Below are 20,917 nucleotides of genomic sequence, written 5' to 3'. Positions count from 1 at the left end.
CGAAGTGAGCCACCGACACCGATCGAGGAATGCGCTGTGAGCCGAACCGAATCCGTGGACGACCTCGTGGAGCGCTTCTACACGGTCGTGAGGCTGCCGCACGATCCGTTCGCGAGGGCGTTCCTCAATCGGTGCCGTTCGCACACCGTCAAGGTGAACGGCCGCTTCTACAAGTACTTCCAGAGCGGCAGCGGCCCGACCGTCCTCCTCGTCCACGGCCTGAACACCAATCTGGGCAGCATGGTGGCCATCGCCGAAGAGCTCCTCGCGCAGGGCTACCGGGTGGTGCTGTTCGACGTGCCGCCGCACGGGGAGGCACTGGGCACCACGGGCGATCCCACCGAGATACGCGCCCTGTTGCGCGCCCTGTACGACAAGCTCACCGGACTCCACGCGGTGGTCTGCCACTCCATGGGCGGCCTGTGGGCCCTCACCGCGTGGCACGCCGGGGTGGCCGCCCGGACCGTGGTCTCGATCTCCTCCCCGCCTTCCAAGATGTTCCTGGTCGAGAGGTTCGCCGAGATGAACGACCTCGACGGCGACCGGGTTCGGGGGCTGGTCGGGGAGATCGAGAGAAGGTTCGGCGGGACGGTGTGGGACGAGTACTCGGCGCTGGAGGCAGCCCGGGCGATCGACGTGCCCGGGCTGGTCATCCACGGCACGGCCGACGACTACGTGCCGCCGGCGCACGCCGGGGAACTGCACGCGAGCTGGCGGAACTCCACCGTGGAACTCGTCGAGGGAGCCGGCCACTTCGACATCGTGGAATCACCCGAGGTCCGGAAAATCATCTCCGCGCACCTGCGGAGCGTGGAAGAAACAACGTAAGGGGCGATCAATTGGACACCGACACCACGGAAACGCTGCGTCGGCTGGCCTTCACACCGATGCGGACGCAGCCTCCGAACGCGACCCGGCCGATCCTGGAGCAGGCTGCCAAGGAGGTCGAGGTCGTCGACGGCGGCAAGGTGGTCCACTACCTCTGGGGCGAGGGCGAGCGGCGGATCCTGCTGGTCCACGGCTGGGCCGGCAACGCCGGGCACCTGACCGTCCTGGCGGACGCGCTCGCCCGGGCGGGCTGCGCGGTGGTCGTCGTGGATCTTCCCGGCCACGGCGAGTCGGAGGGAGAGGAGTCCTCCGTCATCCACTTCGCCAAGGCGGTCGAGGCGGCCGACGAGCGGTTCGGCCCCTTCCACGGCGTCGTCGCCCACTCGCTGGGCGCCGCGGCCACGACCTACGCCATGTCGCGCGGGGTCACGCTGGAGCGGGCCGTGTTCGTCAACCCCTGCAGCAACTACACCAGCCTCTGGCGCCGCTCCGGCGAGGTGATGCAGGTATCGGCGGAGGCCATCGGGCTGGTCCGCGCGCGTGCGGAGGAATGGCTCGGCATCTCCTTCTCCGCCATCGAACCGGCTGTCGTGGCACGGGACTTCACCAGTCGGTTGCTCGTCGTTCACGACGAGAACGACCCGGAGTCGCCGATCACCGACAGTGAGGCGCTGGTGGCGGCCTGGGGGACGGCCGAGCTGATGCGGGTGCGGGACCAGGGCCACACCAAGGTGCTGCGCGACGACGCCATGGTCCGCCGTGCCGTCGGCTTCCTGACAGCGGACAGCACGGCGGGCGGGTCGGCGGGCGGTGGAGGGTCGGGCCGGTGACGTTCCCCCTGGGCGCGGAAGCGACCGCCGCACTCGGCCCCTTCCTGGTCGTCGGATTCCTGGGACGCCGGCTCGCCCGCCGGATCGGGCAGCCCGGCGTCGTCGGCGAGATCGCGTTCGGCATGCTGCTCGGGCCGGCGGTGCTCGGCTGAACCTGACCGAAGGCGCAGCCCGTCCCCACTGCGAGGGCGGGCGGCCTGCGGGCCAGTTCCTTCGGCCGGTGCACCTCGACTCCGGCACCGGCCAGGGCGCGCGTGCCCTCGCCCAGGAGTTCCACGTGCACGTCACCGAAGTCCACCACCTCACCGCGAGGTTCGGACTCCACCGTGACAGCACACGGAGACGCGCCGCCCGAAAAGCCTGAAACCCTCAGGCACACACAGAGTTTCCGAGACGCTGAAGCGACTCACGGCCCGCATCGTCCGGCGCCGAGATCCGGTCGCGACCGGACAGGCTCAGCACTGTGGCCGGCCGCATGTCGATCCAGTTCTCTTCGATGTAGGCCACGCATCGCTCACGCGTGTCGGAGGGGTGCACAATGCGCCAGCCCTGAGGCACCTGGGCAAAGTCCGGCCACAACGAGTGCTGGCCTTCCTCGTTTTTCAGCACGAGAAAGCCTCCGCGCTCGTCTTCGAAAGGATTGGTCATCGCATTGCCCTTCGTGGGAGAGAAGAATCATCGGTGGCCATGAGCGAGCCGCGCGAGGACGCCCGACAATACCGGGCCGATCTGCTCCAGGGCATCGGGTCGCAGCATGCGATTGTGGCTCGCATCGACATCATGAACGCTGATCCCGCCATCGATGTGGGGCCGCCATTTCTCGGCAAGGTTCACGGTCTTGATTCCGCCGTCTTCTTCCAACGCGGCCGTGAACAGGATCAGATCGCCGTGAAAACGGCGAGGCTCGTGGGCCCCGTGCAATTGGGCATGTTGAGTGAAGCCCAGCATGATCGCACGCAGCGTGTGCGGGTCCACCAGGGCATCCACCGGCGCACCGGCGACTCGCAGGGCGTCCACGACGTCGTCCACATCGGCGAACTCCGGCTGTCCTGGCGGGAGAACACCGTGACCGTAGGAAAGCTGATCGAAGAGCAGACGGAGTAGCTGCTGTTCACTCGGTCGGGAATGTTCGTCGCTGGACGCCGTGTGATCGGGCGGTGTCGAGTCGAGCATGGCCAGCATGGCCACCTCCTGCCCGTCGGCCTGCAACTGGACGGCCATGGCGTGGGCGACCACGCCGCCGAAGGACCATCCCAGCAAGTAATAGGGTCCGGCCGGCTGGATGGTACGGATCTGCCGAACGTAGTCCGCGGCCATCTCCTCCACTGTCGGCGGAGATTGTTCCGATCGGGTCAGTGCTCGTGCCTGGAGTCCGTAGACGGGGCGCTCGCGATCGATGTACCGCAGAAGTCCGGCGTAGGGCCAACCGACTCCACCGCCGGGGTGAACGCAGAACACGGGAGACGCGCTGCCCGTGGAGCGCAGCGGCAGGAGGACCTCAAGCCCACGTCCCGAGGAGTCGCCTTCCATCGCCTGTGCCAGGGCGGCCACCGTCGGTGCGTCGAACAGGGTTCGTACACCCAACTCGACACCGAACAACTTACGAATACGCGAGACCACTTGCGTCGCCAACAGCGAATGCCCACCCAGCTCGAAGAAGCTGTCCTCCGCCCCGACCCGCGGCACATCCAACACCTCGGCGAACACCCCGCACAAAACCTCCTCCACCGGCGTACGCGGTCCTCGGCCACCCGGAGCAACCCCGAAATCAGGCGCCGGCAACGCGCCCCGATCCACCTTCCCGTTCGGGGTCAACGGCAGCCCGTCCACCACCATCACCACCGCCGGCACCATGTAATCCGGCAGACGCCCGCCAACGAACTCCCGCAGCACACCGGCATCCACCACCGCACCTGACGCCGGAACCACATAGGCAACCAGCCGCCGATCCCCGGCAGGACCCTCCCCGGCAACCACCACAACCCGCCCCACCGCGGGATGCCGAGCCAGCGCCGACTCGACTTCACCCAGCTCGACCCGGAAACCCCGGATCTTCACCTGGCCGTCCGACCGCCCCACGAACTCCAGCTGACCGTCCGACCGCCACCGCACCACATCCCCCGTCCGGTACATCCGCTCACCCGCATCCCCGAACGGATCAGCCACGAACCGCGACGCCGTCAGACCCGGCTGCCCCACATATCCCCGCGCCAACCCAGCACCGGAAACATACAACTCACCCGCCACACCCACCGGCACCAAACGCAAACCACCGTCCAACACATACACCCGCGTATTCCACACCGGCTCACCGATCGGAGTGTCCGAACCATGGACCTCGCCGTGCAGGCTGTCCCCGCTGGCCTCGGACGAACCGTAGAGGTTGAGCAGGGTGGCGTCGGGGAACACCTCGGCGAACCGGGTTGCCACCGCTCCGGTCAGCGGCTCGCCGCTGCTGATCCACAGCCTGCAGCTGGTCAGTCGCTCGGGTCGGCCGTAGTCCAGGATCGATGACAGCTGGCTGGGGACCACGGTGAGGCGTGTGATGTGGTGGCGCTCCACCAACGCGACCAGATCGGGCACCTGCTTGGCTGCGGCCCGGTCGGCGAGTACGACGAGACCTCCGTGGCAGAGCGGTCCCAGCAACTCGGTGCAACCGTCGATGAAACTGAGCGAACTCTTCGCGCAGGACGGTTCGCCCGGCAGCCACGGATAGCAGTCCTGGAACCACGCCAGCCTGTTCGTCAGTCCGCCGTGCAGACCGACGACCCCCTTGGGCGTGCCGGTGGATCCTGAGGTGTAAATGACGTAGGCCGGACTGGACACCGACGGACGGAATGCCGCGCCGGGATTTTCCGAGGGGTATGCGGGGAGTTGCTTCTCGTCGTCCAGCACCAGTTGCCGACACGGGAAGTCACGGGCCGTCTCAGCCGTGGTGATCACCAGTGCCGGCCGGGCATCGGTCACCATGAACTCGATCCGATCGGCCGGATAGTCCGGGTCGATCGGCAGATACGCGGCACCGACCTTGAGCACGGCCAGCAGGCCGACCACCATCTCGATGGAACGAGGCATCGCCAGCGCGACCACCGCGTCCCGTCCCACTCCCCTCGCCAGCAGAAGGTGAGCCAGCCTGTTCGCCCGCGCGTTCAGCTCCGCGTAGGACAACTCGACACCCTCGAACACCAACGCCGTGGCATCCGGGGTCCTCTCCGCCCGGCCCTCGAACAGCTCCGGAACCGTGACGGGTTCGAGGGCGACGGCGGTGTCGTTCTGTTTCACCAGCAGTCGCTCGCGCTCGCCGGCGTCCAGCACGTCGACGGCATCCACCCGCTGATCCGGATCGGCGGCCACCGCCTCCAGCACCCGCCGAAGCTGTGCCACAACGCCTTCGACCGTTGCCCGGTCGAAGACATCCGTCCGGAACTCCACCGCTCCCGCCAACCCGGCCGGAGCCAGGCGAGCGTCGTCGTGTTCCTCGAAGTAGAAGGAGAGATCGAATTTCGCGGTCGCCGTCCGGATGGTTTCGAGCGAGACGTCCAGTCCGGGCAGACGCAGTTCGCCCGACATGTTGTTCTGCCAGGCGAGCATCACCTGCGCGAGTGGCTGATGCGCCATCGACCGGACCGGGTTGAGGGCCTCCACCAGTCGTTCGAAGGGAACGTCCTGATGAGCGTAGGCGTCCAGGCTGCGCTCGCGGACCTGTTCGATCAGCTCCCGGAGCGTCGGGGCACCGGAGGTGTCGGTGCGCAGGATGAGTGTGTTGGCGAAGAATCCGACCAGATCCTCCACTGCCTCGTCGGTCCGGCCGGCGATGACCACCCCGACGGGAATGTCCTCACCACCACCGAGCCTGGACAGCAGCACCACCAACGCGGCGTTCACCACCATGAACAGGCTCGCCCCGCATTCGCGAGCGACATCCCGCAGCCGGGTATGCAGTCCCGCGTCCCAGTCGAAGCTCACCACATCGCCGGTGTAGGAGGGCACCGCCGGATACGGGCGGTCTGTGGGCAACTCGATCCGCTCGGGCAACCCGGCCAGTGCCTGGGTCCAGTAGCTGACCTGCGAGGCCATCTCAGTGTCGGGATCGTTGCCGTCGCCCAGCAGTTCCCGCTGCCACAGCGTGTAGTCCGCGTACTGCACCGGCAGCCCCGGCCATTCAGGGGAACGTCCCGCGCTCCGCGCGGTGTACGCGGTGCTCAGATCACGCCACAGCGGGGCCATGGACCAGCCGTCACCCGCGATGTGGTGCACCACCAGCACCAGGAGGTACTCGCCGCTGTCGTCTGCACCCCGCTGCCGGTCGTTTCGCACCTGGAACAGTTCGACTCGAAGGGGGATGTCCACGACGAGATCGAAAACATGCTGTGCCGCCCTGGCAAGAACATCCTCCAGGTCGTGATCGGCCACTGTGGTGACCACCAGTTCCGGGCGGACCTGATCGACGTCGAGCACCAGTTGCCGAGGCACACCATCGATCTCGGGGAACACCGTGCGCAAAGCCTCATGCCTGCCGAGGACATCACCCACGGCAGCCGTCAGGGCCACGACATCCACATCACCGGTCATTCGCACCGCCAGCGGAATGTTGTAGGTGGCGCTGGGTCCTTCGAACCGATGCAGGAACCACAGACGACTTTGTGCGAACGACAACGGTATTGCCTCAGGGCGGTCCGCTCGCGTCAACTTGGGCCTTGCCTCAGCCGCACCGGCTCCCATCGCCTGTGCCAGGGCGGCCACCGTCGGTGCGTCGAACAGGGTTCGTACACCCAACTCGACACCGAACAACTTACGAATACGCGAGACCACTTGCGTCGCCAACAGCGAATGCCCACCCAGCTCGAAGAAGCTGTCCTCCGCCCCGACCCGCGGCACATCCAACACCTCGGCGAACACCCCGCACAAAACCTCCTCCACCGGCGTACGCGGTCCTCGGCCACCCGGAGCAACCCCGAAATCAGGCGCCGGCAACGCGCCCCGATCCACCTTCCCGTTCGGGGTCAACGGCAGCCCGTCCACCACCATCACCACCGCCGGCACCATGTAATCCGGCAGACGCCCGCCAACGAACTCCCGCAGCACACCGGCATCCACCACCGCACCTGACGCCGGAACCACATAAGCAACCAGCCGCCGATCCCCGGCAGGACCCTCCCCGGCAACCACCACAACCCGCCCCACCGCGGGATGCCGAGCCAGCGCCGACTCGACTTCACCCAGCTCGACCCGGAAACCCCGGATCTTCACCTGGCCGTCCGACCGCCCCACGAACTCCAGCTGACCGTCCGACCGCCACCGCACCACATCCCCCGTCCGGTACATCCGCTCACCCGCATCCCCGAACGGATCAGCCACGAACCGCGACGCCGTCAGACCCGGCCGCCCCACATATCCCCGCGCCAACCCAGCACCGGAAACATACAACTCACCCGCCACACCCACCGGCACCACACGCAAACCACCGTCCAACACATACACCCGCGTATTCCACACCGGCCCACCGATAGGCGGAACGTCGCCTTCCGCCGTCAATGGCGAGCTTATGGTGGCATACAGCGTCGTCTCGGTCGGACCGTAAGCATTGACCATTCGCCTGCCCTGCGACCAGCGCGCCGCGAGCTCACCCGAACACGCTTCGCCTCCGACGACAAGACACCCGAGGTCGGGCACGTCTTCTGCCGTCATCGTCTCCAGAAGGCTCGGCGTGATAACGGCATGCGTTATTCCGCGTTCAACGATGAAGGCGGACAGTGCGTCACCCACAAGCAGGCGATCATCGGGAACGACCACCAGTGTCGCCCCTGAAACGAGTGCGGTGCAGAATTCCCAGAATGCCATGTCGAAGCTCGGGGAAGCCAGCTGCAGCACTCGGCTTCCTTCGCCGACCGCCAGGTTGTCGAGCTGGGCTGTCATCAGGTTCACCAGACCGGTATGGCCTACCGTCACCCCCTTGGGTACACCGGTGGATCCGGAGGTATAGATGACATACGCAGGATTGAGCACGTGCAACGGACCGAGCCGATCGTCATCGGTGACCGTACGGCCGGGTTGTGCATGCAGTCGAGCGATCGTATCCGCGGTATCCAGCACCACTGTCGGAATGGCCTCGGACAGTGTGCCGGCCCATTCGTGGACAGTGACCGCGGCGATGGGGCCGGCGTCGGCCATCATGAACGCGATCCGGTCGGCCGGATAGTGCGGGTCGATCGGCAGACAGGCACCCCCGGCCTTGAACACGGCCAGCACCGCGATCACCATCTCGCTCGATCGCGGCAATACCAGCGCCACAACCTTTTCCGGACCTACGCCGGACTCGATCAGCACCCTCGCCAATCGATTTGACGCCGTCTCCAGCTCTGCATACGAAAGCTCGACATCTTCGAACATGACAGCCGACGCACCGGGATTTCGCCCGACCTGCGCCTCGAACAATTCGGAAACCGTCGCCGGGTCCACCGGTGCAACCGCACCGTTTCGTTCTTCGAGCCAGGCCAGTTCGTCCTCACCAACCAGCGCGAACTCACTGATCCTTCGGCCCGGCTCGCGCACGATCGAGGTCAGGAGCGTCCGGAAATTTACGGCCATTCGCTCCGCCGATGCCCGATCCAGCACGGTGGACGAGAACTCGAGCTCCCCCTGCAGTCCACCGCCCGAGCCCGGTTCGACCGCGAGCAGTGTCAGCCCGAGTTCGAACTTGGCCGCTCCCCGGACGTTTCCGGATGAACTCGCGGCGATCGACTGCATCCCCAAGTCCTCGCCGTGATGCTCGAGACGCAATCCTGTACTCAGGTAGTTGAACGCGGCGCGGAAGAATGGATTCTCGGTGCCGATACGCCGACCGCTCCCGGCAGGGGCTATCTCAGTCAGCGGCACGCTCTGGTGCTGGAGTACACCTCGGACACGCGGTGCCATCGATTCCAGAACCTGGTCGAAAGAAGGGAGGCCGGACATATCGCACCGCAACGGCAACGTATTCGCGAAGAATCCCACCGAATCGGCGATCGGCAGCTCACGGTTGGCCCAAACCGTGCCGAGTGCGAAATCGTACTGGTCCGTATAGCGGGCGAGCAGCACCGCGTAGGCGCTGACAAGGACTGTGTACGGCGTCATCGACCGGCGTGCTGCCAGTGCCTCCACCTCGCCCCACAGCGAGGCCGGCACCGTGAAGTAGACGGCGTCGTCTCCCTCGGTGTCTTCGCCGGACGCCTCTCGTCGTGGCAGTTCGAGGCGGGGTACTCCATCGAGCTCCGACCGAAAGAATCCGAGGGCCTCGTCGAAACGGCCTTCCCGCAGGCTGTTCTGCTCCCACCTGGCATAGTCACCCAGGTGCCGGTCGACCTCGGCCTCGGCGAACTCCGTACCCTCGCCGATCGCACGACAGGCGGCAAAGAAGTCCCGTAGGAAAACCGCGCAGGACCAGCCGTCGGTGATGGCGTGGTGCATGGTGAAGCACACATGCTGCTCATCCGGCGACGTGTCCAGTACCAAGCACCGCAACAGTGCTTGCCCGCCCAGGTCGAGGGGGGTCAGTTCCTCACGCCGGATCCGCTCGGCCAGCACCTCGGCCTGATCCTCGCCGAGCGCCGAGAGGTCCTCGAACACCACCGCAACCGCGCCGTCCTCACGCACGACCTGGACGAGGTCGCCGTCCCGGACGACGAACCCGGTGCGCAACGCCTCATGCCGCCGCGTGGTCAGTTCCAGCGCCCTGCTCAGCAGCGCGTGATCCAGCGGGCGAGTGGTACGGAGTTTCAGCACCACGCTGTACCGGGGGGTGCCAGGATTCAGATGTTCCAGGAACCACAGCCGGCGTTGCCCCTCCGACGCCGGGTGCTCCGCGCGTTGCGCCGCACGCTCCATGAGGTTCGCCGTCGGCCTCGTCAACGGGCCGCCGTAGAGCTGGTCGAGGAGGTGACGGGCCACGGCGTCGGGGGTGGGGTGGTCGAAGATCGTTGTCGCGGGCAGCGCGACCCCGATGGCTGCCGTGAGCCGGTTGCGCAACTCCACCGCCGTCAGAGAGTCGAACCCGACCTCCTTGAACGCCTGCGACACCCCTGGCTGGTTGCTGTCGGCAGCACCGAGTACGACCGCGGCCTCGGCGCGTACCAGATCGGTCAGGGTCGACAGCCGCGTAGCGGTATCCAGCCTCGCCAGCCTGTCCACCCAGGCACCATCGGTATCGGTATCGGCGGTGTGCGCCGTTCGACGGACCTTGCCCACCACGCCACGCAGCATCGCAGGCAGCTCACCGGCACGGGCCTGCCCCCGCAACGCCGCCGTGTCCAGCTCCGCCGCCATCAGCACCGGTCGGGAGGAGGCCATCGCGGTATCCAGCAGACGCATGCCCTGATCGGAGTCCAGCGCCCGCATCCCCATGCGATTCATCCTGGCCAGCTCACGCTGCCCCAGGTGCCCGGTCATGCCGCTGGCCTCGGCCCAGTACCCCCAGTTCAGCGAGAGGGCCGCATGGCCCGCTCGCCTGCGCCGAATGGCCAGCCCGTCGAGGAACGCGTTGGCCGCCGCGTAATTGCCCTGCCCACCGCTGCCCAGCACCCCCGCAGCCGAGGAGAACAGCACGAACGCGGCCAGATCCAGCCCCCGGGTCTCCTCGTCCAGGTACACCGCCGCGTCCGCCTTGGGGCGGAGCACCGCGTCGAACCGCTCGGGAGTCAGCGCGCCGATCACGCCGTCGTCGAGGACGCCCGCGGTGTGCACCACCGCGGTGAGCGGCGCCTCCTCGGGGATGTCCGCCACCAGGGCCCGCACCTGCTCACGGTCGGCGACGTCACAGGCCACTGTGCGTACCCGCGCCCCCAGCCCCTCGAGTTCCTTGCGCAGTCCGGCCGCCGCCGGCGCGTGCTCACCACGACGCGAGGCCAGTACCACGCTGCGAACCCCGTGCGCGGCCACCAGGTGCCGCGCCACCACGGCGCCCAGCACCCCCGTCCCGCCCGTGATCAACACCGTGCCTGCCGTGTCCAACGGCCGCGTCGGCCCGCTCTGGCCGGACCGGACCAGCCGCGGCACCCACACCACCCCACGACGAAGGGCGAACTGGGACTCCTCGGCGACCGCCACCTGGCCCAGTACGCCCGACACCGCCTCGACCACCGACGCCCGTGTCCTGTCGGAACCGGCCCGCACCGGAACATCCAGATCGGCGAGCAGGATCCGGTCGGGGTTCTCCGCCTGGGCGGTACGCACCAGCCCCCACACCGCGGAGGCCACCGGATCGACCGGAATGTCCTCGTCGCGGTCCCCGACCGCGACGCCTCCGCGAGTGACCACCACGAGCCGGGAGGACGCCCACACGGAATCGCTGAGAAATGCCTGCAACACCGCCAAGGTGACCTTGATCGCCGATCGGGCCCGCTGCGGATCACCCACATCCGCCAGACCCGAATCCACGCACAACAGCACCCACTGCGCGTCCCCACCCGTCTGAGCCGCCTCGGAGAGGTCCCCCACGTCCGAAACCGGAACCACCGACGGTTGCCCGGTGCCACCTCCGGCAGGAAGACCGAGCCAGTCGATACCGAACAGCGCACCCTCGTGGTGATCACCGCGACCCTCCCCGGTGTCCTCGAGCCGCCGGACCGGGACGGGTCCGCTCAGCGCGGAGCCGACCGACAGCACCGGCATGCCGATCGGGTCGGTCAACTCCACCGACGTCCCGTCGGCACCGGGCACCAGCCGAACCCGCACCCGCCTGGCCCCGACGGCGTGCACCACAACCCGATTCCAGGTCAGCGGCAGCACCACGGCCCCCGTATCGCCGTCGTCACCCGACGGGACGCCCGCACCGGGTCCGGCGCCGAGCCAACCCGCGTGCAGAGCGGCTTCGAGGAGGGCGGGGTGGAAAGCGAACCCGGCGGTCTCGGTCTGCGCGGGCAGCTCGACCTCCGCGAACCATTCGGCCCCACGAACCCAAGCGGCGCTCAGCCCCCGGAACACCGGGCCGTACTCATGACCCCACCCGGCCAGGGTGTCGTAGAAACCCTCGACCGAGACCGGCGACGCACCCGAAGGCGGCCACACATCCGTCGCGTCGCCGACCGCGGCGGAACCGATCTCGGCGGCCAGGAAACCCGAAGCGTGACGGGTCCAGATCCCCTGCGCACCGTCGGAACGCGAATGGATCCCGATGGAGCGGCGCCCCGCCCGATCGAGCTCACCCACCCGGACCTGGATCCGCACCGACCCCGTCTCCGGCAGCCGCAGCGGCGTCTCGATCACCAACTCCTCGACCGCGGTCAGCCCGACCCGGTCACCGGCCGTGATAGCCCACTCCACCAATGCCGCGCCCGACAGCAGCACCACCCCGGCCACCACATGGTCGGCCAGCCAGGGATGTGCACCCAGCGACACCCGTCCGGTCAGCACCGCCCCGCCGGACTCCGGATCCTCCACCACGGCACCCAGCAACGAGTGCTCCACCCGTTCCAGCCCCGCACCCGACACATCCGCCCGCACCTCGGGGTGCACCCAGTACTTCTGCCGTTGGAAGGCATAGGTCGGCAGGGCCGCCCTCCGGCTCGCCCCCGTCGGCAGCAGACGCGTCCAATCCACCTCGACGCCCTGAACGAACAGCTCCGCCAGCGAGTGCGCGAACCGACTGGAGTCGCCGTGGTCACGGCGCAGCGTTCCGCACACCAGACCGGTCACCCCCATGTCCTCCAGGGTGTCCTGGAGGCCGGCGGTCAGCACCGGATGCGCACTGATTTCGACGAACACCCGAAAACCCTGCTCTGCCAAGTCCCGGGCCGCCGGTGCGAACCCGACCATGTGCCGCAGGTTGCGATACCAGTACCGGCTGTCGACCCGGTGGGCGATCCAGCCACCGTCCACGGTGGAATACCAGGGCACGGCAGGTAGTTCGGACGCGACACCGTCCAGGATTCCGGCCAGCTGGTCCTCGATGGCCTCCACCTGTGCGCTGTGGGAGGCGTAGTCGACCGGGATCATCCGGGCGCGCACACCCCGCGCCTGGTATTCGGTCTGGATCTCCGCCAGCGAGTCGGGGTCGCCCGCGAGTACCACCGAGGCCGGGCCGTTGAGCGCGGCCACCTCGACGGTGCCGTCCGCCCGGATCCGACCGTCTTCGCGTACCTGTTCCTCGGGCAGTGGCACGGACAGCATTCCGCCGTGCCCGGCCAGCTCGCTCGCGATCGTCCGAGCGCGCAGGGCCACCACGCGTGCGGCGTCGGGCAGCGACAACGCGCCCGCCACACACGCCGCGGCGATCTCTCCCTGGGAATGCCCGATCACCGCATCCGGTCGCACACCACAGGACTGCCACAAAGCCGCCAGTGACACCATCACGGCGAATGTCACCGGCTGGACCACATCGACCCGGTCCAAGGTCGGTGCGCCCTCGACCTGGCCGACCACCTCGGACAAGGACCAGTCCACATAGGGCGCGAGCGCATGCTCACACTCGGCCATCCGCGCGGCGAACACCGGTTCGGTCTCGCACAGTCGCTGTCCCATCCCGGCCCACTGCGTGCCCTGACCGGGGAACACGAACACCGTCCTGCCCACCGGGCCCGAACCCGCGACACCCGTCACCACACCCGGCGCCGGCTGCCCCGCTGCCAACGCCCGCAGCCCCTCCACCGCTCCCGCGGTGTCGTCGGCGACTATCAGAGCCCGGTGTTCCCACAGCGTGCGGCTGCTCATCAAGGAGCGCGCCACTTCACCCAGATCCGGCCCCGCGGCGGCCGTACCGGGCTCCAGGAACGACGCGAGCCGTCCCGCCTGCCCGGCCAGCGCCGCCGCCGTCGGCCCCGATACGACCACCGGCAACGACGACCCACCATCCGCCCGGTGCCGCGGATCAGGATCGGTGTCACCTGCGGTGGTGTCCCGCTCGACCGCCGGGACCTGCTCGAGGACGACATGCGCATTGGTACCGCTGATGCCGAACGAAGAGACACCGGCCCGGCGCGGATGCCCACTGTCCGGCCACTCCCGCGGCTCGGTCAGCAGTCGCACCGTGCCGTCCGACCAATTGATCTTCGTCGACGGCTGATCCACGTGCAGCGTCTTCGGCAGCAGTCCGTGGCGCATCGCCAGGACCATCTTGATCACGCCGCCCACGCCCGCAGCGGCCTGCGTATGCCCGATATTCGATTTCAGCGAGCCCAGCCACAACGGGCTGTCGGCAGCTCGGGCCCGGCCATAGGTCGCCAACAACGCCTGGGCCTCGATCGGGTCACCCAGCGAGGTACCCGTGCCGTGCGCTTCCACCACGTCGACCTCCGACGCGGACAGGCCGGCATTCGCCAGCGCCTGCCGAATCACCCGCTGCTGCGCCAGACCGTTCGGCGCGGTCAGGCCGTTGGACGCACCGTCCTGATTCACCGCGGTGCCCCTGACCACCGCCAGCACCTCATGCCCGAGCCGTCGCGCGTCCGAGAGCCGTTCCACCAGCAGCACGCCCACGCCCTCGGCCCACCCCGTACCACTCGCGGCCTCGGCGAACGACCTGCACCGCCCGTCCGCCGACAGCCCCTGGCGTTTGCCCAACTCGACGAAGACTCCCGGCGTGGCCATGACCGTGACACCGCCGGTCAGCGCCATCGAGCACTCCCCGGACCGCACCGCCCGACAGGCCAGATGCAACGCCACCAAGGACGACGAGCACGCCGTGTCCACCGTCAACGCCGGTCCCTGCAGACCCAGGACGTACGACACACGACCGGAGAGCACGCTCGGCGTCGTCCCGGTCAACGTGTAGCCCTCGGAGTCGCCGGGCGCCTCGTGCGCCCGGGGTCCGTAGTCCTGAGGTATCGCCCCCAGGAAGACACCAGTGTGGCTGCCGCTCAGCGACGAGGGCACGATCCCGGCGTCCTCCACCGCTTCCCAGGCCGCTTCCAGCACCAGCCGCTGTTGTGGGTCCATCGCGAGGGCCTCACGCGGGGAGATCCCGAAGAAGCCGGCGTCGAACTCGGCCGCTTCCTCCATGAAGCCTCCGCCGCGCCCCGTGGAAAGCACCTCCGCGCTCCACCCGCGGTCGGTCGGCATCGTCGATATCGCGTCCGTGCCCTCGCGGACGAGGTCCCAGAGGCCTTCCGGCGAGTCGACACCGCCTGGAAACCGACAAGCGATGCCGATGATCGCGATGGGCTCGTCCTCCGCGGCGCCGATCGGCGTCGGTCGGGCATCGGCGGTACCGGTCGTCCCGGACATCTCCGAGAGCAGAAAATCAGCGAGTCGGGCCGGACCCGGGTAGTCGAAAAGAGTACTGCTCGTCAGCATCAAGCCGGTCGCTGAATTGAGCCGGACCACCAGCTCGACGAGCTTCGCGGAATCAAGACCGATCTCCAGGAAGGTCCGGTCGAGCTGGACGTCGTCCAGCTCGTCGACCCCCAGAACTGCCGCGCATTCGTCCCGGACGAGCTTCTCAAGGTCGACATCTCGCTGTGTGCCGGAAGGATTCTGCTGCACATGCGGATGACGCCCTTGGTCAGAATCCGTTTCCGAGACAGGTAGTTCCACCCTGGTGGCACCGTCGAAGAATGCCGTCCAATCCACCTCGACGCCCGCAGCGTAGAGTTGGGCCACTGAGACCAGCAGCCGATCAGCGCTTCCTTCACCCCGGCGAAGACTGCCGACTGCCGCCGCGGAAGCACCTGCGGCCTGAGCGGCCTCCTGCACATTCCCGATCAGGATCGGGTGGGGACTCGCCTCGACGAAGGCATCGAATCCGTCTGCGAGCAATTCACTCACCGCGCCATAAAAGTTCACGGTTTCACGCATATTGCTGTACCAATAGTGTGGGTCACACGTCTCGGTGTCCAACCGATGCCCCGTCACCGTGGAGTAGAACGGGACGCGGGAAGCCTGCGGCTGAATCGACGTCAGGAACGATTTCGTGCGCCCCTCGATCCGCTCCACAAACGTGGAATGAGCGGGGAAATCGGACTTGACCGGCGCCAGAAAGGCGTCGCCGGCCCACTCGGCCATGAGCTCGGACAGAGCGTCTTCGCTACCGGACACGGCCGTCAACGCCGGGCCGTTGACGGCAGCGATGGACAACCGCCCCTCCCAACGGGACAGCCTTTCACGTACGACCTCGACCGGGAGCCCCACTGCCACGACCCCGCCGATACCGGAGAGCCCCTCGACGATCGCCGTTGCACCCGCGGTCACGATCCGCGCTCCGTCATCGAGGGACAGCGCACCGGCCACGCAGGCCGCGGCCACCTCTCCCTGCGAATGGCCTACCACGGCGGCGGGTTCCACGCCGTACGATCGCCATACCGCCGCCAAGGACACCGTGACCGCCCACACGACCGGCGAGATGACGTCGGTACGCTCCAACAGGGTGGCGGCCGCGTCGCCCCGCACCACGTCCAGCAACGGCCAGTCGAAAAACGGTTCCAACGCCGCCCCGCAGGCGGCCATCGAGTCGGCGAACACCGTCGAGGTCTCCAGCAGTTCGACTGCCATCCCCGCCCACTGTGTGCCGTGGCCGGGGAACACGAACACCACACCGCGCGCACCGGGGCCATCGCCAGGGGCCGCTTTCCCTGTCACCAGGCCCACCGCGGACCGTCCCTCCGACAAGGCATGGAGCCCCTCCAGCAGCTCCTGGCGTCCGGCGCCGAGCACCACACCGCGATGAGGGAACGTCGCCCGCGTGGTCGCGAGGGAGAAAGCCACATCGCTGATGGACAGGTCAGGCCGTGCTTCGACATACCCAGCCAACTGGGCGGCCTGCTGCCGCAAAGCGGTCTCCGAGCGGCCCGACAAAACCCACGGAATCGAGTTCGCGGTATCCATATTGACCCTCCTGCGAGTCAGAGCGTGGTGGTGAAGCGAGGGGCGTTCGGCTACTGCGGTGTAGGTGATGTCTCGCACGCAGGTGCCAGTGGTGGGGGCGGGTGTGGAAGAGCGGGTCCCTCGGTAGAGACGTGGTTGGTGAGACCCAACTCGTCCAAGGAGACCCGCTGCCAGGCCAGTTGACCACTGGGGGCGCTGTTGCGTCCACTTCGGTCCCTCGTGTGACTGTGACGTGCACCGGTGCGGGGCCGCTCGCTGCGGGACCGCGCGTTCAGAGCTGTCCCACCGATATGACCGACGCGGAACGGGCTCAGATCCGTGCGTCGATGCCGGTCCCGGCCTGGCTGGAGGGCCGGGGCGGCCGCCCGGAAGCGTTCTGCCACCGGGAAATGGTCGACGGGGTGCGCCACGTCGTCGACAACGGCGCGAAGTGGCGTGCTGTCCCCGCTGATTTTCCCTGATGGCGGGCGGTATACGACTTCTTCCGGCGGTGGTGTCGCCACGGTTACGTGCGCGAGCTGTACCAGCGACTGCGGCGCATCGAGCGACAGCAGCAGGGACGGTCCCCCGAGCCGAGTGCCGGGATCATCGACGCCCAGTCAGTCGACGGCGCGGACACCGTCGCCGGCGACAGCCGCGGCTACGACGGCGCGAAATGGAGGGACGGCCCCAAGCGCCACCCCCTGACCGACACCTGCGGCCTGCTGCGGGAGGCCACCGTCACCCCCGCCGACGTGCACGACTCGGTCGCCGCCCCGGACCTGGCGGCTCGCTTCATGGCCGAGCCGAGCCGGGCGGGCTGCTGCGGCTGGTCTGGGCCGACCGTGCCTACTAGGGGATGTCTCAGGGGCGTCTCAGGGTCGCGATCCGGAACTGTGGGAGGCGCGACCCCGTTCTTCTGGACAGAGAGCGGCCGTGGCCGCGAAGGAGGCGACGCACATGTCGAAGAACGCGAAGATCGCCGCAGGGGGTGTGGCGGTCGGGCTCATCCTGCTGATCTGGCTGCCCTGGTGGGCCGCGCTCCTGATAGTCCTGGGAGTCCCGGCAGCCGCCTACCTCACGCTGGACCCCTCGCAGCGGCGCAGGCTGCGCCGTGTGACCCGAAAGGAAATCGGCCGCTGACGTCCTACCGAACAGAGGCGAACGGACCCGACCGGGCCGCCGAGAGCGACCACCGGTGTACCCCAGCCGACCCCATGACCGCCGGCGGGTCAGCCGACGGCATGGCTCGCGAGCGGGCGCCTACCGACCGTGACCGGTTCCGTGGGTGTCGTACGGCCCTGTGACCTGTGTGCCGCCCCGACGTCACGGGCAGCGGCCGCGCCGTCGGTCTCACCACCCTCGGCCGTATGCCCGCGCGTGGCCTCACAGCGGGCGTACGGCCATCTTGTCCAGCGCCTGCAGAAGACCAGGCAGCTCCGGCCCCCGGCCGACCGGCAGGATCTCGCCGGGCTCGTCGTCCAGCAGCACGAACGCGATGTCGTCGGTCCTGGCCACCAGCGACCAGCCGGGGCCGTCGGCCCGCAGGGTCCGTGCGTCCCCCGGGGCGAACGACGACCGGACGCGGCCGAGCGGCGGTGGCGCGTCCACGTACGTGCGAGCCTCCGCGAGGACCCGCCGGATACCGTTGTGGCCGCCCGGGGTCCTGCCCTGCCCCGTCGAACCCGGTCCGTGTCCGGTGTCTCTGGAGGAGGCGCCCACTTCAGGAGCGCCGGAGGACGCGCTGTTCTCGAGGCCACCGCCGGCCGGGTTCAGGAACTCCCTGTCGTTGATCTGCTCCCGCCATCTCGCCCACTGGAGCGCGATCTCGTCGGCCCCCAGCCGCCGCTGGGCCGGTCCCCAGACGGAGGTGTCCGGCGGTGTCAGCGGGGCACGGCCCGCGACCCGGGGGTCCGGGTCATGCGGCTCAGGCACACCAGGTGCCGCCACGGCGACCGCCAGGGGCCAGCCCGGCAGCGCGGCGACCACTGTGCGCTCGTCGGGCGACAGGTCGTGCTCCATACCGCAGTCCCAGGACGCGATGGCGACGGCGACCAGCGCCACGTCGTCGACGACGACCGTCCACCTGGCGCCGTCGCCGTCCTGGCCGAGCACCAGGCCGTACCCGTCGGCCAGCGGCGCGAGGCCCAGCGCCGCGCAGGCCTCCGGATAGTCGTCGCCCAGCACGCTCGGGAACTTCGCCGGCGTCAGCAGCACCGCCGTCAGCACATAGAGCGCGTCGTCCGCGGCGGCGACGGCATCCTCATCCGTCCCGGCCATCCCAACCTCCCCATCGGTTCGTCCAACGGCGCGCACCCTAGATGATCTATTCCAAGGGATCGGCTGCGCGAACAAGGGGAGGGAGCCCAACGTCAGTGTGTGAAGACAGAGCTGGACTCCCTCGCCACCGCACTCTATGTGAAGACCGACGACCTGCTGAAGGCATCACCGCATCTGGCGGGCGCGACCGGAAGCAGGTGGTTGCTCGTGCCGTTTTGGGAGAGGGGGTAACTGTCGTCTGCGACACAAACGGCCGTCTTGCCGTCTACCTGGCGGTCGAGAGGCAAGGAACAGACTGCTTGGTGGGGGATGGATCGTTCCGGACGGCCTGTGGGAGGTCGCGAGGCGGTTGCTGCCGCCGGCGCGGGTGCGTCGGCAAGGGGGCGGGGTCGCGGACACGATGATGAGGCGGTCATCGTCGCGATCATCTACGTGCTGGTCAGCGGCTGCGCCTGGCGGGCGTTGCCGCCGTGCTTCGGAGCGTCAAAGTCGACCGTGCATCGCCGGTTTGCCATCTGGTCCCGCGCCGGAGTTTGGGGACGGCTGCAGCAGAGGGTTCTCCAGCTCCTGGACGAACGGGGACTGGTCGACCTTTTCCCGCGCGATCCTCGGGTCAGAGGCCCGGGCCCTTCTGCTGTCTGCTGTGATCACTTGTCGCACGCCAGATTCGTGCCAGAAGGTTGATCGTCTGAATCATCTGTGCCTCCTTCTGGCGCGGCAGCAGCTTCCTGGCGTGCCTTGCGTACGGTCGCGTCGAGTCCGGCTGCAAAGCCATTACGCCAACGCTGCTCGCGCTCACGACGGTCATGCTCGTTCACCCCGAGCCGACACCACCTGCTCCGGACTGGAAAGGGCCGAGCCCGGTACGGCCCGTCTGAGCCGGTCAGCGCCGCCATGATCCGGCCGGTGCCCCGGCCTCCCGAGAACAAGCTGATGGCTGGGAATCAAGCATCAACAAGACCAGCAGGGTGAATTACGCACCCCCCTGTGCCCCCTTCAGCGTCTTATATGTATCTACTTTATAAGACTATTGCTAGCTTCTGACCGGTGGGTGACGGTTTATCAGCTCATCCGCAGGTACTCGTCCTGCGGACCTCTATGTGCGGCTGATTCTGCAGAGGCGCGGCTTCTGGCCCGACCGGAACTCACTTCGGAAGTTCGGAATCCCCTTTGCCGGGGCGACTGAGCTCGACGGCGACAAGAAAGGTCACTCGCATGGCAGTGGTTGTCCACTCGCCCCATTCACCAGGCAGCAGCCGCATTCACCATCGGCTCAAGGCGCGTCTCGCGCTCCTGCCCGGAGTAGTGCTGCTGGCCACGGTCACGCTGGCTTCGGGCGTCGCGCACGCCGCAGAAACCCCCGTTGAGCTGGGGACCGCCAAGAGTTACGCGGTCCTGGCCGGTTCAACGATCACCAACACCGGCCCCACCGTCATCAACGGCGACGTGGGACTCAGTCCGGGCTCTTCGGTGACGGGCTTCACATCGTCGACGCCCTCCGGCCCTGGGCAGATCTTCGGCGACCTGCACGTGGCCGACGCCGAGGCCGCTCAGGCGAAGACGGATCTGACCACCGCCTACGGCGATGCGGCGGGTCGGGGACCCGGAGCGGCCGTTACGGCCGATCTCGGCGGACAGGTACTGGTGCCCGGCGTCTACACGGCCTCGACGTCAATGGGACTCACCGGAGCCCTCACCCTCAACGCCAAGGGTGACCCCAACGCCGTCTGGATCTTCCAGGCCGGATCGACGCTGACCACCGCTTCGGCCAGCAGCGTCATCCTCGTCAACGGTGCACAGCCCTGCAACGTGTTCTGGCAGGTGGGCAGTTCCGCCACTCTCGGGACCAATTCCACCTTCGTGGGCACCATCATGGCCGACCAGTCGATCACGGTAACGACGGGCACCACGATCCAAGGCCGTGCCCTTGCGAGGATCGGCGCGGTAACGCTGGACGACAACGTCATCACGACGCCGATCTGCGCGACTGGTCCTGCCGGTCCTGCCGGTCCTGCCGGTCCTGCCGGTCCTACGGGTCCTGCCGGTCCTACGGGTCCTGCCGGTCCTGCCGGTCCTGCCGGTCCTACGGGTCCTGCCGGTCCTAAGGGTGACACCGGTCCTGCCGGTCCTAAGGGTGACACCGGTCCTGCCGGTCCTAAGGGTGACACCGGTCCTGCCGGTCCTAAGGGTGACACCGGTCCTGCCGGTCC

General features: G+C 68.1%; 9 protein-coding genes and 2 pseudogenes. 8 read left to right on the top strand and 3 right to left on the bottom strand.

Going from position 1 to position 20,917, the window contains the following annotated elements:
- The first annotated feature begins 36 nt into the window (after positions 1-36).
- The 4 genes from M2271_RS04245 to M2271_RS04230 all read left to right on the top strand — a co-directional run bounded on the left by M2271_RS04245 (position 37) and on the right by M2271_RS04230 (position 2,022).
- The gene (locus M2271_RS04245) at positions 37-828 is read left to right on the top strand and encodes an alpha/beta hydrolase (RefSeq protein WP_280885728.1); all 792 of its coding nucleotides are present in this window, start codon (positions 37-39) and stop codon (positions 826-828) included.
- A gap of 11 nt (positions 829-839) precedes the next feature.
- Positions 840-1,658: an alpha/beta hydrolase family protein gene (locus M2271_RS04240; RefSeq protein ID WP_280885727.1), complete on the top strand. Its 819-nt coding sequence runs from the start codon at positions 840-842 to the stop codon at positions 1,656-1,658.
- Positions 1,655-1,810: a hypothetical protein gene (locus M2271_RS04235; protein ID WP_280885726.1), complete on the top strand. Its 156-nt coding sequence runs from the start codon at positions 1,655-1,657 to the stop codon at positions 1,808-1,810. The genes M2271_RS04240 and M2271_RS04235 overlap by 4 nt, the downstream gene beginning before the upstream one ends.
- A 68-nt stretch (positions 1,811-1,878) precedes the next feature.
- The gene (locus tag M2271_RS04230; RefSeq protein WP_280885724.1) at positions 1,879-2,022 is read left to right on the top strand and encodes a hypothetical protein; all 144 of its coding nucleotides are present in this window, start codon (positions 1,879-1,881) and stop codon (positions 2,020-2,022) included.
- Positions 2,023-2,114: 92 nt separating this feature from the next.
- Here the strand turns inward: M2271_RS04230 and M2271_RS04225 are convergent.
- Positions 2,115-2,306, bottom strand: a pseudogene (locus tag M2271_RS04225) (MbtH family protein); the annotation flags it as partial.
- Positions 2,307-2,333: 27 nt separating this feature from the next.
- Positions 2,334-16,448: a non-ribosomal peptide synthetase/type I polyketide synthase gene (locus tag M2271_RS04220; RefSeq protein ID WP_280885723.1), complete on the bottom strand. Its 14,115-nt coding sequence runs from the start codon at positions 16,446-16,448 to the stop codon at positions 2,334-2,336.
- Positions 16,449-16,738: 290 nt separating this feature from the next.
- Here M2271_RS04220 and M2271_RS04215 point away from each other — a divergent pair, with 290 nt between their 5' ends.
- Both M2271_RS04215 and M2271_RS04210 read left to right on the top strand, forming a co-directional pair.
- Positions 16,739-16,909: a transposase gene (locus M2271_RS04215; protein WP_280885722.1), complete on the top strand. Its 171-nt coding sequence runs from the start codon at positions 16,739-16,741 to the stop codon at positions 16,907-16,909.
- A gap of 478 nt (positions 16,910-17,387) precedes the next feature.
- Positions 17,388-17,570, top strand: coding sequence for a hypothetical protein (locus M2271_RS04210; protein WP_280885721.1), 183 nt, complete (start codon positions 17,388-17,390; stop codon positions 17,568-17,570).
- Between the two features lie 243 nt (positions 17,571-17,813).
- Here the strand turns inward: M2271_RS04210 and M2271_RS04205 are convergent, their stop codons facing one another.
- Positions 17,814-18,707, bottom strand: a complete 894-nt coding sequence (locus M2271_RS04205) for a hypothetical protein (protein WP_280885720.1) — start codon at positions 18,705-18,707, stop codon at positions 17,814-17,816.
- A gap of 295 nt (positions 18,708-19,002) precedes the next feature.
- Between M2271_RS04205 and M2271_RS04200 the strand changes: the two are divergent.
- Both M2271_RS04200 and M2271_RS04195 read left to right on the top strand, forming a co-directional pair.
- A pseudogene (locus M2271_RS04200) lies at positions 19,003-19,301 on the top strand (transposase); the annotation flags it as partial.
- A gap of 621 nt (positions 19,302-19,922) precedes the next feature.
- Positions 19,923-20,917: ice-binding family protein (locus M2271_RS04195; RefSeq protein ID WP_280885719.1), on the top strand; the 995-nt coding region annotated here is incomplete at its 3' end.

It is taken from the genome of Streptomyces sp. LBL (assembly GCF_029893585.1).
GTDB lineage: Bacteria > Actinomycetota > Actinomycetes > Streptomycetales > Streptomycetaceae > Streptomyces.
This window is presented reverse-complemented; position numbering and strand designations above follow the sequence as displayed.

Excerpts from the sequence above, each read along its gene's own strand:
- M2271_RS04220 (WP_280885723.1), bottom strand. The coding sequence starts at position 16,448 with ATGGATACCGCGAACTCGATTCCGTGGGTTTTGTCGGGCCGCTCGGAG.
- M2271_RS04215 (WP_280885722.1), top strand. The coding sequence starts at position 16,739 with ATGACCGACGCGGAACGGGCTCAGATCCGTGCGTCGATGCCGGTCCCG.
- M2271_RS04210 (WP_280885721.1), top strand. The coding sequence starts at position 17,388 with ATGTCGAAGAACGCGAAGATCGCCGCAGGGGGTGTGGCGGTCGGGCTC.
- M2271_RS04205 (WP_280885720.1), bottom strand. The coding sequence starts at position 18,707 with ATGGCCGGGACGGATGAGGATGCCGTCGCCGCCGCGGACGACGCGCTC.